Annotated in this window: 15 protein-coding genes; 9 read left to right on the forward strand and 6 right to left on the reverse strand. The window is 37.2% G+C overall.

From position 1 onward, the window contains the following. Window positions 1–83 precede the first annotated feature (83 nt). Window positions 84–485: an STAS/SEC14 domain-containing protein gene (locus Q0874_RS11615; protein ID WP_299163390.1), complete on the forward strand. Its 402-nt coding sequence runs from the start codon at window positions 84–86 to the stop codon at window positions 483–485. A gap of 3 nt (window positions 486–488) precedes the next feature. Here the strand turns inward: Q0874_RS11615 and Q0874_RS11620 are convergent, their stop codons facing one another. Further along, on the reverse strand, window positions 489–2033 hold the full coding sequence (locus tag Q0874_RS11620; protein ID WP_299163392.1) for an NAD(P)H-hydrate dehydratase: 1545 nt from the start codon (window positions 2031–2033) through the stop codon (window positions 489–491). 401 nt (window positions 2034–2434) lie between these two features. Between Q0874_RS11620 and thrA the strand changes: the two genes are divergently transcribed. The 8 genes from thrA to Q0874_RS11660 all read left to right on the forward strand — a co-directional run bounded on the left by thrA (window position 2435) and on the right by Q0874_RS11660 (window position 11083). Next, window positions 2435–4879, forward strand: a complete 2445-nt coding sequence (thrA, locus tag Q0874_RS11625; protein ID WP_299163394.1) for a bifunctional aspartate kinase/homoserine dehydrogenase I — start codon at window positions 2435–2437, stop codon at window positions 4877–4879. A gap of 4 nt (window positions 4880–4883) precedes the next feature. Continuing rightward, window positions 4884–5804: a homoserine kinase gene (locus Q0874_RS11630; RefSeq protein ID WP_299163396.1), complete on the forward strand. Its 921-nt coding sequence runs from the start codon at window positions 4884–4886 to the stop codon at window positions 5802–5804. A gap of 30 nt (window positions 5805–5834) precedes the next feature. After that, window positions 5835–7130, forward strand: coding sequence for a threonine synthase (gene thrC / locus Q0874_RS11635; protein ID WP_299163398.1), 1296 nt, complete (start codon window positions 5835–5837; stop codon window positions 7128–7130). 94 nt (window positions 7131–7224) lie between these two features. Further along, window positions 7225–8310, forward strand: coding sequence for a glycine cleavage system aminomethyltransferase GcvT (gene gcvT, locus Q0874_RS11640; RefSeq protein WP_299163400.1), 1086 nt, complete (start codon window positions 7225–7227; stop codon window positions 8308–8310). A gap of 30 nt (window positions 8311–8340) precedes the next feature. Further along, window positions 8341–9168: a sugar nucleotide-binding protein gene (locus Q0874_RS11645; protein WP_299163402.1), complete on the forward strand. Its 828-nt coding sequence runs from the start codon at window positions 8341–8343 to the stop codon at window positions 9166–9168. Between the two features lie 70 nt (window positions 9169–9238). Further along, window positions 9239–9526, forward strand: coding sequence for a 4a-hydroxytetrahydrobiopterin dehydratase (locus tag Q0874_RS11650; RefSeq protein ID WP_299163404.1), 288 nt, complete (start codon window positions 9239–9241; stop codon window positions 9524–9526). A gap of 77 nt (window positions 9527–9603) precedes the next feature. Then, window positions 9604–10314, forward strand: a complete 711-nt coding sequence (locus Q0874_RS11655; protein WP_299163405.1) for a YebC/PmpR family DNA-binding transcriptional regulator — start codon at window positions 9604–9606, stop codon at window positions 10312–10314. A gap of 277 nt (window positions 10315–10591) precedes the next feature. Next, window positions 10592–11083 (forward strand): hypothetical protein, encoded by a 492-nt coding sequence (locus Q0874_RS11660; RefSeq protein WP_299163406.1) that lies wholly within the window; start codon window positions 10592–10594, stop codon window positions 11081–11083. Here Q0874_RS11660 and Q0874_RS11665 read toward each other — a convergent pair. From Q0874_RS11665 to Q0874_RS11685, 5 genes are all read right to left on the reverse strand, one after another. Next, window positions 11080–11619 carry a 1-acyl-sn-glycerol-3-phosphate acyltransferase gene (locus Q0874_RS11665; protein ID WP_299163407.1) on the reverse strand — a complete coding sequence of 180 codons (540 nt, stop codon included), beginning with the start codon at window positions 11617–11619 and terminating at the stop codon, window positions 11080–11082. The genes Q0874_RS11660 and Q0874_RS11665 overlap by 4 nt on opposite strands. Window positions 11620–11728: 109 nt before the next feature. Next, window positions 11729–12856, reverse strand: a complete 1128-nt coding sequence (locus Q0874_RS11670; RefSeq protein ID WP_299163408.1) for an iron-containing alcohol dehydrogenase family protein — start codon at window positions 12854–12856, stop codon at window positions 11729–11731. Window positions 12857–12860: 4 nt separating this feature from the next. Continuing rightward, window positions 12861–13562 carry an HAD family hydrolase gene (locus Q0874_RS11675; protein WP_299163410.1) on the reverse strand — a complete coding sequence of 234 codons (702 nt, stop codon included), beginning with the start codon at window positions 13560–13562 and terminating at the stop codon, window positions 12861–12863. Next, entirely contained in the window at window positions 13553–14266 is a 714-nt protein-coding gene (kdsB, locus tag Q0874_RS11680; protein ID WP_299163970.1) for a 3-deoxy-manno-octulosonate cytidylyltransferase, read from the reverse strand. Before kdsB ends, Q0874_RS11675 begins: the two co-directional genes overlap by 10 nt. A gap of 32 nt (window positions 14267–14298) precedes the next feature. Next, window positions 14299–14868, reverse strand: coding sequence for a DUF4126 domain-containing protein (locus Q0874_RS11685; protein ID WP_299163411.1), 570 nt, complete (start codon window positions 14866–14868; stop codon window positions 14299–14301). Between the last annotated feature and the right edge of the window lie 19 nt (window positions 14869–14887).

The raw sequence follows: 14887 nt of genomic DNA on the forward strand, positions 1-14887 counted from the left end.
GATATATACGCTTTTGATCTAATATTTTTCGGAAACCTTGCCCAAGCGTATACTTTCGTTTTAGACACACTAAACTATATGAAATGAAAGTCGGACCGGCTAAAAAAATTATTATAGTTAAAGAATACAACTTAGATATTGGTACCGTTCAGGTATTTAAAAATCATATGGTTGCAATCTTTGACGAAGGGGCAACACTTACCCTGGAAAGGGCTTATCAAATTATAGGAATTTCAGAGATACATTTCAGAGATACAAACTTTGGCATTATTAGTCTCAGAAAAAATTCTTATGCCGTTGATCCCACTATTTACAGCTATTTAAGGGAGTTAAAAAATCTTAAAGCATTTGCTATTGTTTCCGTAAAGGAAGTAGATATGCATAATTTTAAAATTGAAAAACTCTTCTACAAAAAACCAATGAAATTTTACATTGATTATAACAATGCACTTGCCTGGGTGCAAAGAAGAGTTAGAAAGAAGTGAGAACTAGTTCTCCTTCGTTTCTTTTTCAATATCTGTAGGTGGTACATTAAACAGATCAAGATAAGCTGGCCCAATACCATTAATTATTGCTGTTGCAGTCAGCGCCTGGTATCCTAAATTTTCAATTGCAATATCTCCTGCTCTACCGTGGAGGTATACTCCAAAAATAGCTGCTATTAAAGGTTCATACTTCTGGGCAATTAATGAGGTTATCACACCGGTAAGTACATCTCCGCTTCCTGCCGTTGCCATTCCGGGGTTTCCCGTAGTATTTACATATCCCTTCCCATTGTAGACTACTATAGTATGAGCCTCTTTGAGCACCAGGATACAGTCGTGTTTTTTGGAGAATTCTTTGGCTTTGTGTAGTTTATCAAAATCGTCCTCCCAATTACCTATCAAACGCCTCAATTCTCCCGGGTGAGGCGTGAGTATAGTTTTTGGGGGAAGCATTTTTAACAGCGATTTTTTTTTGGCTAGTATATTAAGGCCATCAGCATCAATAACCATCGGACAGTTAGTTGTTCCTAAGAACTTTGTGAACGCTTCCTGAGTACTTTTGGCAGTTCCCAGTCCAATTCCCATGCCTATTACATCGGGCTCTATGTTCAAAGAAATATTCATAATTTCATCTTCGCCTTGGTCTGTAATAACCATAACCTCAGGCACTGAGCTCTGAATTGGTATATATCCGCATTGCGGTACATAGGCCGAAACCAATCCACTCCCGGAGGTAATACAGGCCCTGGAAGCAAGGGAGACAGCACCAATTTTTCCATGGCTGCCACCAAGAATCAAAGCATGCCCGTACGTGCCTTTATGTGAAAATTTTTCCCTCGGCAAATAATATTGTAAAACCTTATTTTTGGTAATAAGCTCATAGTCGGCCTCTGTTTGTTCAATAAATTTTTGAGACAAATCTATATTCAAAATTTCCCATTGATTAGAGAAAATTCCGGTTTCCGGTAAGAAAAAAATAAGTTTTGGAAACTGAAAACTGAGGACATAATTAGCTTTGACCACCGCTTTTGAATTTTTAACGGCCTGATCTAAAAACAAACCAGAAGGGACATCAACTGAAACCACAAAAGCCCCTGAATTATTAAGATGTTCTATAAGCCGCTCTACCCACTGATCGGGTGATCTGTTCAACCCAATCCCGAAAAGAGCATCAATAATAATATCTTCTGAATCTAATGAAGGGAGTTCAGTATCCTGGTTAACAAAGTTTGGCCAAATCTTGCGGTCCTTTAACCGTTCCAAATTAATCAGGAAATCGTGAGACCTCTTCTCACTATAGTTTACAACAAATACCTCAAAATTATATCCATGTTCCCATAATTGCCTGGCCAGGGCTAATCCATCGCCGCCGTTATTCCCAATCCCGCAGAACAACTTAATTTTAACCTGATCACCCTGTAACCTATGGTGAAACCAGTTAAAAAGCCGGGTTGCCGCCCTTTCCATAAGCGCATCACTGCTAATATCCTGCTCTTCTAATGTAAATTGATCGGCTGCGTATATCTGTTTGGCTGTAAATATCTTCATTTCCCGTTTAAAGGTTAGATTTTGAGTTCCCTTATTAAGTAATAACCGTATTTGAAATAGATTGTTCCATTTTAGTTCCTATTTACAAATTCTGATGTATTGAATGAATCAACCTAAAAAGCGGCTATTTTATGTAAAAATATTTGAAAAAAATTGATGACTTCGTAAAAATAACATGAATTATTTGATAAGGGGTTCAAAAGTCCTACTTTTGAATTGTTATCATAGGCATTATGAAAAGCATATCGGACATAAATAAATGGGCTTCATCCCATACCAACAGGCACAATTTTGCTGTTATCACTACTACTACCCCTAAGGGGTAAGATTCTACATACACGTCCGTACCCATTTAAATATAGCACCCCCTGTATCAATCAAGCAATTAATAATATCATAAAATGAAGGTTTTAAAATTTGGAGGTACTTCAGTAGCCAATGCACAACATATAAAGCAGGTTCAGAATATCGTCAAAAATTTGGATGAAAATAATATTGTGGTTGTAGTATCTGCTTTGGGAGGAATTACAGATCTGCTTCTAAAGACTGTTGATTTGGCATCAAATCAGGATGAAAGCTATAAAGATAGTCTTCGGGAAATAGAAGACAGGCATATAAAGGCCATAAAAGAACTTATCCCAATTAAATTACAAAGCGCTATTTTAAGTAAGGTAAAAAGCGAATTAAACACCCTGGACACCTTAGCAGAAGGTGCATTTCTAATTGCCGAAAAAACGCCGCAGTTAACGGACAAGATTGTTAGTTTTGGTGAGCTTTTATCATCCTTTATAATAAGTGAATTCTTTATCTCGGCAGGTATGAATGCAGCCTTCAAGGATAGCCGGGAGCTGATCAAAACTGACGACACATATGGAAAGGCTGCTGTGGATTTTGAAAGTACAAACACCAATTGTAAAGCTTATTTTTCAAATACAAAAAATAAAATAACTGTTATTCCCGGATTTATTTCTTCATCAGCCAAAGGTAATCCCACAACCCTAGGCAGAGGCGGTTCGGATTATTCTGCGGCTGTGGTGGCCAGTGCAATAGATGCAGAAGAATTACAAATATGGACGGACGTAAGTGGGATGTATACAGCAAACCCCAGGATAGTTAAACAAGCCAAAGCCATACCGCAGATATCCTATGAAGAGGCAATGGAATTGTCCCATTTTGGAGCCAAAGTTTTGTACCCACCTACCATTCAGCCCGTTCTATCGAAAAACATACCTATTCTTATTAAAAATACTTTTGCCCCGGAGGAGGCAGGTACCTTAATAGCTAAAAATGAAAATGTCCTGGGCAAATCTGTTCGGGGAATCAGTAATGTTGAGCATATTACGCTTCTTTCCCTAGAAGGTCCCGGAATGATAGGAATACCGGGCATTTCAAAACGCTTTTTTGAAGTGCTTTCTCAGGCCGGTATTAGTGTTGTCCTTATTACTCAGGCATCCTCAGAACATTCAATTTGTGTTGGAATTTCTGATAATGATGCAGTTATTGCAGAATCACTGGTAAACGCAGCCTTCGAATATGAAATAGCTACACATAAAATTAAGCCTGTTTTAGTGGAAACCGGGCTCGCCATCATTGCGTTGGTAGGAGATAATATGAAAAGCCATCAAGGACTAAGCGGCAAGATGTTTAGTGCATTAGGTAAAAATAATGTAAATATCAGAGCCATAGCCCAGGGGGCATCAGAAAGGAATATTTCCGCTGTAATAAAAAATGATGATGTTAAAAAAGCTCTTAATACTTTACATGAAGAGTTCTTTGAGGAGAACATTAAGCAATTAAACCTCTTCGTCATGGGGGTTGGAAATGTGGGTTCCAGATTTATTAAGCAAATCCAAAAACAGAAAAAATACCTCAAAACCAATCTTAAGCTAAATCTCAGGGTAATTGGATTATCCAATTCCAGAACCATGATTTTCGAAGAAGGCGGAATTCCTTTAGAACATTGGGAAGAGCTTTTAGCAAAAGGTGAAAAAGCTGATAGAACAAAGTTTTATGAAAACGTATTAAAGTACAATTATCGAAATAGCATTTTTGTAGATAATACAGCCAGCGAAATTGTAGCCAATGACTACTCTGATTATTTAAAGCGGAGTATCTCTGTAGTTACCTGCAATAAAATTGCATGTTCTTCAGACTATAAAAAATATAGAGACCTTAAAGATCTTTCAAGGGAATACAATTCTCCATTCCTTTTTGAGACCAATGTGGGTGCCGGATTACCCATAATAGATACTTTGAAGCATTTGATAGTGTCCGGAGATAAAATAAACAAAATACAAGCTGTATTGTCCGGAAGCCTGAATTTTGTTTTTAATAATTTTAATGACAAAACCACCTTTCATGATATTGTTAAAAGAGCGCAAGAAGAGGGTTATACTGAACCGGATCCAAAAATAGATTTAAGTGGTATTGATGTCATGCGAAAGATATTAATTTTGGCACGAGAAAGCGGTTATGTACTTGACATTGAAGATATAAAGAACAAATCATTTTTGCCTGAGGAAAGTCTGGCTGCAACCAACAATGAAGACTTTTATGCCTCACTTACTGCCAATGAAAAATCGTTTCAAAATTTATATAAAAAGGCCGTTTCTTCTGAAAGTAAGCTCAAATATGTTGCAGAATTTGAGAATGGCAAAGCAAGTGTTGGCCTAGAGTTAATCCCTAAAGGTCATGACTTTTATAATTTGGAAGGAAGCGACAATATTGTTCTTTTTTATACCGAAAGATACCCTAACCAACCGCTGATCATAAAAGGAGCCGGAGCCGGGGCCGATGTTACTGCATCCGGAATTTTTGCAGATATAATTAGAATAGGAAATTTTTAATCAAATGAATAGTATTAAAGTCTTTTGTCCGGCTACCATAGCTAATATCTCATGCGGATTTGATGTCCTGGGGTTAGCATTGGATGCAATAGGTGATGAAATGATAGTACATAAGACAAATGAACCAGGTATTAAAATCTCTAAGATAACTGGACAATCGCTGCCCCTGGAGACTATGGATAACGTAGCCGGCGTAGCGGGATTGGCCTTATTGAAAGAAAGCGGTTATTCTGGTGGCTTTGAGATAGAAATACATAAAAAGATTAAAGCAGGCAGCGGTATTGGAAGTAGTGCGGCAAGTGCCGCAGGAGCTGTATGGGCCATGAATGAACTTCTGGAGAAACCTTTTTCACCTATTGAGCTGGTTAAATTTGCTATGCAAGGCGAGGCATTAGCCAGCGGTGTAGCGCATGCGGACAATGTAGCACCTGCATTATATGGTGGGTTTACCCTGGTGCGCAGCTATGAACCTCTGGATATTATAAAAATAAACACACCTCCGGAGTTGTACGCTACAGTTATCCATCCTCAGATTGAAGTAAAGACCTCAGATTCAAGAAAAATACTGAAAACATCAATTTCTTTAAAAGATGGGATAAAACAATGGGGGAATGTTGGTGGCCTCATATCGGGCCTTTTCCTTGAAGATTATGATCTAATTGGCAGGTCTCTGGTAGACCATATCGTAGAACCTATCCGCTCTATGTTAATACCGGGTTTCAGTGAAGTAAAATCAGCAACCATTAAAGCAGGAGCCCTGGGCACGGGTATTTCTGGTTCTGGTCCTTCAATTTTTGCCCTGAGTAAAGGAAAGGAAACGGCGGATAGAGTGGCGAAAGCCATGAAAAATGTATATATCAATATAGGTGTGGATTATGATGTATATGTTTCAAAAATAAATACCATAGGAATGCGTAAAATATAATTTTGACTTTTACTTCCATAAAACCGGCAAATGAAATTTTATAGTCTAAATAAAGAAGCTGAGGATGTATCATTTAAAGATGCGGTCATTAAAGGAATAGCTCCCGATAGAGGATTATATTTTCCCAGAGAAATAAAACCCTTGCCTCCTGCTTTTTTTGAAAATATTGAAAATCTTACTGATCATGATATTGCCTTCAAGGCAATAGAACAATTTGTACGTGAAAGCATTCCGGAAAATACGTTAAAAGAGATCTTAAATAGCGTGTTGGATTTTCCTTTTCCTCTTATTGAATTGGAAAAAAATGTGGCGACATTAGAACTTTTCCATGGGCCCACGCTTGCATTTAAAGATGTCGGAGCCCGATTTATGGCGCACTGCCTTGGATATTTCTCAGAGAATCAAAACAGTGAAGTAACCGTACTAGTAGCCACTTCGGGGGATACAGGTGGTGCTGTGGCCAATGGCTTTTTAGGGGTTAAAGGTGTAAAGGTGGTTATATTGTACCCAAGTGATAAAGTCAGTGATATTCAGGAACGGCAGTTAACCACTTTGGGGCAGAATATAACGGCCCTTGAGGTTAATGGGAACTTTGATGATTGCCAGAATATGGTTAAAACTGCCTTTTTAGATTCGGATCTGAAGTCAGAAATGCAATTAACTTCTGCAAACTCAATAAATGTAGCCAGATGGTTACCTCAAATGTTTTATTTTTTATTTGCATATAAAAAGCTAAAAAACAAAGATCAGCCTATTGTTTTCTCAGTCCCAAGTGGCAATTTTGGAAATATCTGTGCCGGAATGGTTGCTCAAAAATTAGGTATGCCGGTTGCACATTTTATTGCTGCAACAAATGTAAATGATACGGTTCCTCTTTATATGCGCACGCAAGAGTATTCTCCTAAAACTTCAAAAGCCACTATATCGAATGCGATGGACGTAGGAGATCCCAGTAATTTTATTAGGATAAGAAATCTTTATAAAAATAATTTTACCGAATTAAAAAATATTCTGTCCTCATATTCATTTACAGATGAAGAGACAAAACGGGCCATGCACAGCATATATGATTCAAGTAACTACATTGCTGATCCTCATGGTGCAGTAGGGTATTTAGGTTTAAAAGAATACCTGAAGGATAACTCTGATACCTTTGGCGTCTTTCTGGAAACCGCGCATCCCGTTAAATTTTTAGACGTGGTTGAAGAAACTCTAAAGTTAAAATTACCCATTCCTTATCAGATTCAAAAAGTATTAGAAAAAAAGAAAGTTTCCATCAAAATAGATACCTACGAAGAACTTAAAAATTATTTGTTGAACAAATAGGCCATCTTATTTCTATAAGTCATAAAACATTGTGAAGCCTGATTTAGCTATCTATTAATTTTCTATAAATTTGCGCAGCTAAAATTGACGAAATATGAAGAATACAGCTCTAACCATGACCCATGAAGCACTCGGGGCCAAAATGGTTCCATTTGCCGGGTATTTAATGCCGGTATCTTACGAAGGAGTTAATGCCGAACATGAAACGGTGCGAAAATCTGTGGGCGTCTTTGATGTTTCTCATATGGGAGAGTTCTTAATAGAGGGACCCAACGCTTTAACGCTTATTCAAAAAGTCACCTCCAATGATGCTTCAAAACTGACGGTTGGAAAGGCCCAGTACAGCTACTTTCCAAATGAGTCTGGTGGTATTGTGGATGACCTTATCGTATATAGAATAAAAGAAGAAGTTTATCTCCTCGTAGTGAATGCCTCTAATATTCAAAAAGATTGGGATCATATCTCTAAGTATAATAAAAAGATAGGGGCTACACTGAGGGATATATCGGAAAACTACTCATTATTGGCTATTCAAGGCCCAAAAGCGGTAGAATCCATGCAGTCTTTAACATCCGTAGATTTGTCGGCAATTAAATTCTATAATTTTGTGGTTGGCGACTTTGCGGGGATAGAACATGTTATCATTTCAGCAACAGGATATACAGGTTCCGGAGGTTTTGAAATCTACTGTAAAAATGAGGAAGTAAAGCAAATTTGGGATAGTGTTCTGAAAGCTGGTGCCGATTATGGTATTAAACCAATTGGTTTGGCTGCCAGGGATACTCTTAGATTAGAAATGGGGTATTGTTTATATGGAAATGACATTAATGAGGACACTTCACCCCTGGAGGCCGGTCTTGGTTGGATTACAAAGTTTAGCAAAGATTTTGTGAACAGTGAGGCTCTGGCTAAAGAAAAGGAGCTAGCTCCAAAACAAAAATTAATTGCCTTTGAATTGGAAGAAAGAGGCATTCCAAGACAAGGTTATGACATTGTAGATGGAAATGGCAATAAAATTGGTTTTGTCACATCGGGCACTATGTCTCCATCCTTAAATAAAGGAATTGGTTTAGGCTATGTGCATTCTGGATTTTCTGAAGCAGGTAGCGAGATTCATATTCAAATACGCAAGAATACAGTAAAGGCAAAAGTGGTTAAATTACCATTTTATAAAGCATAGATTACTTTTAGACAGAAGGAGGAAAAAAGGGTGAAAGACGGAGGAAAGAAAATACTGATACTGGGAGGAAGTGGTTTTATTGGATACGCTATATACAAGGAACTCTGTAATTATTTTGACACCTATGCTACCTATTGTTCATCTGGAGGTGCTTTTGAAGACAATAAACAATTTATAAGGTATGATATGCAGGAAGATGATATCTATCAACTTCTTGAGAAAATACGTCCACAAATCATTATTTCTGCGTTAAGAGGCAATTTTAGCGCGCAAGTTCAGGCACACCAGCACATAATAGAATATCTCGTTAAACACGACTGCAAACTCTATTTCTTATCTTCTGCTAATGTGTTTGATGCGTACAGCAAATTCCCGTCATATGAACACGACAAAACCTTATCCGAGAGTGTCTACGGGAGATTAAAAATCAGAATAGAGAACATGCTTTTACGATTGCCTAAATCTAAAATGGCCATTTTAAGAATACCAATGGTTTTTGGAAATTCCTCTCCTCGGGTTAAAGAAATGAAGAAATTTATCTGGAATAATGAACCTATAGAAGTTTTCCCCAATCTGATTATTAATGTAACAAGCGATTACAAGCTTACTCAGCAAATCCATTATCTCATTAATCGAAATAAGAGCGGAATTTTTCATTTGGGCAGTTATGATTTGGTTCATCATGAAGACTTTATTAAGGATATCCTAGAAAGGATTGGGAGCTTTAATCCCATTTTTAAAAGAGTATTCACTACAAATGAGGAACGTTATCTGGCAGTCTTGCCAAAAGACAATAAACTTCCAAAAAACCTACGAATTAGTTGCCAGGAGATTATTGATCATCATGTTATGGGTTAACTGGTAAGAAATCTGTCTATTTTAAAGGGCTTAAGTCATATTTTTCTAACTTTAAGAAAAATAGAATAATATGAAAAAATTAAGCGAAGAAGAAATAACCAAAAAGCTAAAAGAATTGCCCGGTTGGGAATATAAAGACGCCGCTATTGAACGAGCCTATAAGTTTAGCAATTTTAAAGAAGCTTTTTCAACAATGACACGAATTGCATTTGAATGCGAGGCACAAAATCACCATCCGGATTGGTCAAATGTCTACAACTCTCTTAACATACGATTAAATACTCATGACGTTGGCGGTATAACCAATAATGATTTTGAACTTGCAAAAAGCATTGAAAAGATAGTAAATAACAAATAATTTTTACCAGTTATATCATCTCTTGTCTCCACATTTAAATTTGTTAAATTTGCTTTCAATAAATAGCATATTAATTTATGGGAAGAGCATTTGAATTTAGGAAAGCGCGGAAAATGAAGCGATGGTCAGCAATGTCCAAAGCTTTTACACGGATTGGGAAGGATATCGTAATGGCTGTAAAGGAAGGTGGCCCTGATCCTGATTCCAATTCGCGGTTAAGAGCGGTAATTCAGAATGCCAAGTCTGTAAATATGCCCAAAGACAATATCGAAAGAGCCATTAAAAGGGCATCAGATAAGTCACTAGGCGATTTTAAGGAGGTTTTGTTTGAAGGGTATGCTCCCCATGGAATAGCTATTTTAATAGAAACCGCAACAGATAATAATACCAGGACTGTAGCCAACATTCGCAGTTATTTTAATAAATGTAACGGAAGCCTGGGCACATCAGGATCTGTTGAGTTTATGTTTGATCATACTTGTAATTTTCGCATCAATTCCGAGGGAATAGATCCGGAAGAAATAGAATTAGATATGATAGATTTTGGTGCTGAAGAAGTTTTTATGGATGAAGACGGCATTTTGATATACGCCCCTTTTGAAAGTTTTGGCGCCATCCAAAAGGAATTGGAATCCAGAAATATTGAAATCCTGTCATCAGGATTCGAACGAATCCCGCAGATTACCAAGGAGCTCACTCCTGAAGAAGCAGAAGATGTTGAAAAACTATTGGAGAAAATTGAGGAAGATGATGATGTGCAAAATGTTTATCATACGATGCAGGAATAAATTTCGATATATGCTTATAATCTTTTAGATATAGCTCATAATAGGTTTCGACACTTATCCATTAATATTCATACTTTTTTTTTAGAGAAAGCATTAATCATACAAACTGTATTGGATTTATTGTTTATCAAATAATTTTTAAAGGGATGATGCATATCATTTCAATTCATCAATGTCCTTAATAATTTTATTATCGGTTGAAGTTAATATTGAGACTAATACCTCATTTTACCTTAACCGGAATTTAAATTATTGATAACCCTTTAAATCTAATATTATGAAAACACTAAGCAAAGTATTTTTATTTGCCCCCTTGTTCGCATTTTTACTACTTTCCTGTTCTGGTGACGACGATACAGATGCTTTAGTCAAAGAAGGAGGATCTTTTGAAATAAGTGAATTGGCCGGTAATTGGGAAGCCACTTCGGCTACTTTTAATGACGGTAATATGCTGTCTGTAAATATCATTGACGAAGGCGGATCTGTATCCATGTCCGTACAAAGCAGTGGCAAGTTTACTTTAACCATTGATCCATCAGATAGGCCTTCATACACAGTAAGTGGGGAAATGTTCTGGGAAAAATGGGAAGGAAAATATTATTTTGCCATCGAATGGGCTGCTTATCCCGGAGACTGGGATACTTATGGGGCAACACTTACCGCCAGCACATTTACCATTAATGGGGGTTTTGAATCTGGAGAATATGATTTTGACAACGATGGAACTTTTGAAACTGCTAGTATAGGGTTTACCTTTGTAAGGGTTTAAAAACTGTATTCAGGAATTTTGCCGATGACTCCTTTATAAAATTCTTTGTATTTTTTTAGGTCGGCTTCCATGTTATCTGTGGGGAATTGAGGCTCTGAAACCTTGACTTGTTTTTTACCAAAATCAAAGGCCACCATAACAATTGGGACTTGAGCAGTCTTGGCGATATAATAAAACCCGGTTTTCCAATCAGCTACCTTTTTTCGGGTACCTTCTGGTGCCAGTGCCAACCTAAATTTTTTGCGCTCATCAAAAATTTTGGCAATGGCTGCTACTTTGTTTTGGCTTTTACTGCGGTTTATAGGAGCACCTCCCATCCATCTGAAATACCAGCCGAATGGAGGCTTAAACAAACTTTCCTTTCCAATAAAATTAATTTCTTCATTAAATAGCTTTCGAACCAATAAACCCAGAAAAAAATCCACCCAACTGGTATGAGGAACAACAATAACAACGCATTTATCCACATCAGGGAAAGTACCTATTAGCTGCCACTTTAGTATCTTAAAAAAAATAAATTTAGAAAGTTTATGCATAAAATAGTGTGAGGGATTTCTAATAATGTATAGGCTCAATACCTTTAAATCAATAAGTACAAATATGCATAAAAGGGCAATTCTGTAAAAAGTTGATGCTTCTTTAAGATTATATTTTCTGGTAAATAGATTTCAATTTTTCAGGGGTTATATATTTAGCCCAGTCTTTGCCTAAAGCATTTTCCCAAAGCGGCACCATACCCAGTGATACTTTTATCATAGTATTAAATTGCTCATCAGTTAAATGTTCGCAAATTCCTTTAGGTAGTTGGATGTCATGCTTTTTCATCATTTTGTTAAATATAGCCACCCCTTCAGGATAAAACTCTCCTAAATGCTGAAAAACAAGACAATTTCCAATCCCATGCCTGGTTCCCAGTAAGTAAGAAAGTCCATAACTCATTGCGTGTGCAACACCTACCTGAGAATAGGCAATGCTCATACCCCCATGCCATGAGGCCATCATTAATTTATCCCTGGATTCTGATTCTGAAATATCACCTAAGAAAACTTCTTCACATAACTCCAGTGCTTTTTCACCATAACTTTGGCTAAATGCATTCAGGTAGGTTCCATTGAGAGATTCCACACAATGAATAAAACAATCCATTCCGGTATAGAACCATTGTTCTTTGGGAACTCCCTGAAGCAGATCAGGGTCCAGAATAACCTGGTCAAAGGGGGTAAAATCCGAATTAATCCCCAGTTTCTTCTCGGGGCCAAGTAAAACTGTTGTTCTGGACACCTCAGCCCCCGTGCCACTTATAGTAGGTATCCCAACATGATAGACAGCAGGATTATGTACCAAATCCCAACCCTGATACTTCGCCGAAGAACCCTCGTTATTTAACATGATGGCAACCGCTTTTGCTAAATCCAATAAAGTACCCCCACCAATGCCGACCACAGCTGAAGGTAACTCTGTATAATCTTCTTTTATCTGACTAACTAAATCATCTACCTGTCCGGTTTTTGGTTCTTTGTCCGAAGAAATAAGAATAGTCCTATCATTGAATTGAACAGGAATTCTTTCTATTAAGTCTGAGTTAGTGAAAACATCATCTACAAGGAAAATAACGGGGGCATCAGGACTGCTTCTATGAGGACCTATTATTTCACCTAATTGGTCAAAACTTCCAGATCCAAAGACAACACGAGGTACCATTGGAAAATTTCTGTATGGTCCTTTTGTAATTTTAGCAGCTTCCTTTAATGGAATTTCTTTGTCTTGTTTCATAATTTTAATTAAGGTATTTAAGAATATCTGATATCGTGTTTAATGTTAGGTGGTTATTCGTCTGTTCCTCTACAGTAACCTCTTCATGTGCCCAGGTTGTATGAAATGGCACATGTACTGCCCTGGCACCTATATTCAAAATAGGTAATACGTCTGATTTCAGCGAATTTCCTATCATTAAAAATTCGTTAGTATTAATTTCCAGATGGTCCAGTAGATTTTTATAATTCTCTTCCTTCTTGTCACTTAATACCTCAACATGATGAAAATATTTAGTAAGTCCGGATCTTTCTAATTTTCTCTCCTGATCTAAGAGATCTCCTTTTGTAAGAACAATCAACCGATATTTTCTGGACAGTTTTTGCAATACTTCTTCCACGCCCTGTAAAAGTTCGACAGGCTTGGCTATCATTTCCTTTCCAAGATTCAATATTTCAGTTAGTGTCTGTGGAGGAACATGATTATTTGATAATTCCATGGCAGATTCTATCATAGAAAGCATAAAACCTTTTATCCCATAACCATACAACTCAAGGTTGTTCATTTCCGTTTTAAAAAGCTCCTGATCCACCTTATTCTTGGTTTCATAATTTTCAAGAAGATCCGCAAATTTTTCTTCCGCTTCCCGGAAATAGGTTTCATTTACCCAGAGGGTATCATCAGCATCGAAACCAACCACTTTGATATTGCTAAAATCTAATTCCATACCTCTTTAGCTTTTTCAAGATCTTCAGGAGTGTCAATTTCTATTCCATTTGCTTCAGTTTCCACCATTTTTATTTTTTTTCCATACTCCAAATATCGTATGGCCTCAATTTTCTCTGCTGCTTCAAGAGTTAACATAGGTAAACTTCTAAAATCCATAAGTGCCCTTTTTCTGAAAGCATAAACCCCTTTATGTTTAAAATAATCTATTTCCATATCTGTAGACCTCAGATAAGGGATAGTCGATCTCGAAAAGTAAAGTGCGAAATTTCTGTTATCGACAATTACCTTGACAATATTAGGATTATTAATTTCCTCCGAATCGGTGATTTTTGTCATTAGAGAGGCTAAATCAATTTCTTCGTTCAAATCATTTTCAAATACTTTTAGCATACTAACTAAACTTTCCTTGTCAGTAAAAGGTTCATCACCCTGTATATTGACAATAATATCCACTTCCATGTCGCTCACTGCCTCCGCTATTCTATCACTGCCACATTCATGCTCTTCCTTACTCATAATAGCATTCCCGCCTACTTTAACGATAGCATCATAAATGATAGGGCTGTCTGTTACTACATAAACCTCATCAAATAATTTTGTCTTTAAAGCGGCCTCATTAGTTCTGACAATGACAGGTTTACCTGCTAAATCCTGCATCAATTTTCCGGGAAATCTGGTTGCGGCATAACGCGCAGGTATCATGGCAATTATTTTAGTCATTGATATAGTTTTTATTAATGTTTAATTCTTGGCCTTAGTTTTCGATAAATGGAAAAAATAAAAATTAGTATAATAATAACCAACACCATAGCAAGTATTGGAGCAAATATTGATGCGATTGAAACTACTATAGCAGTTCCGGATTCTAAGGCAGAAACCAATGGATTCGCCAAACCTCCTGTAGTTGTCGTAGAAACAACTCTTCCAGCTGCTGAAGCTCCTTTTATAGCCGTTGCAGTGCCTCCTCCGGCTATAATGGCAAGGGACCAAGTAACAACCGGATCCAAATTTGCCACTGTAGAAACCATAACGGCTGTACCTGCAATTGCAGCAAGGGGAATCGCTAAGCTATCAAGTAAGTTATCCACCCAAGGAATAAAATAGGCCAATAATTCTATTAATGTAGCAACTCCAAGTACAATTAATGCTGCAAGACTACCAATCCATACCCACTGTTGGTTTAATTCCCAAACGCCGAAATAGGCCGCAAGACTAAGTGCAAACAAAGGCAAAAATACCCTAAACCCTACCGAAGCGGCCAGGCCGATTCCAAGAAATATACTAATAATTGTCTCAGATGTCATTATAAAAATCTGTTGTACT

It is taken from the genome of uncultured Eudoraea sp. (assembly GCF_947490415.1).
Taxonomy (GTDB): Bacteria; Bacteroidota; Bacteroidia; order Flavobacteriales; family Flavobacteriaceae; genus Eudoraea.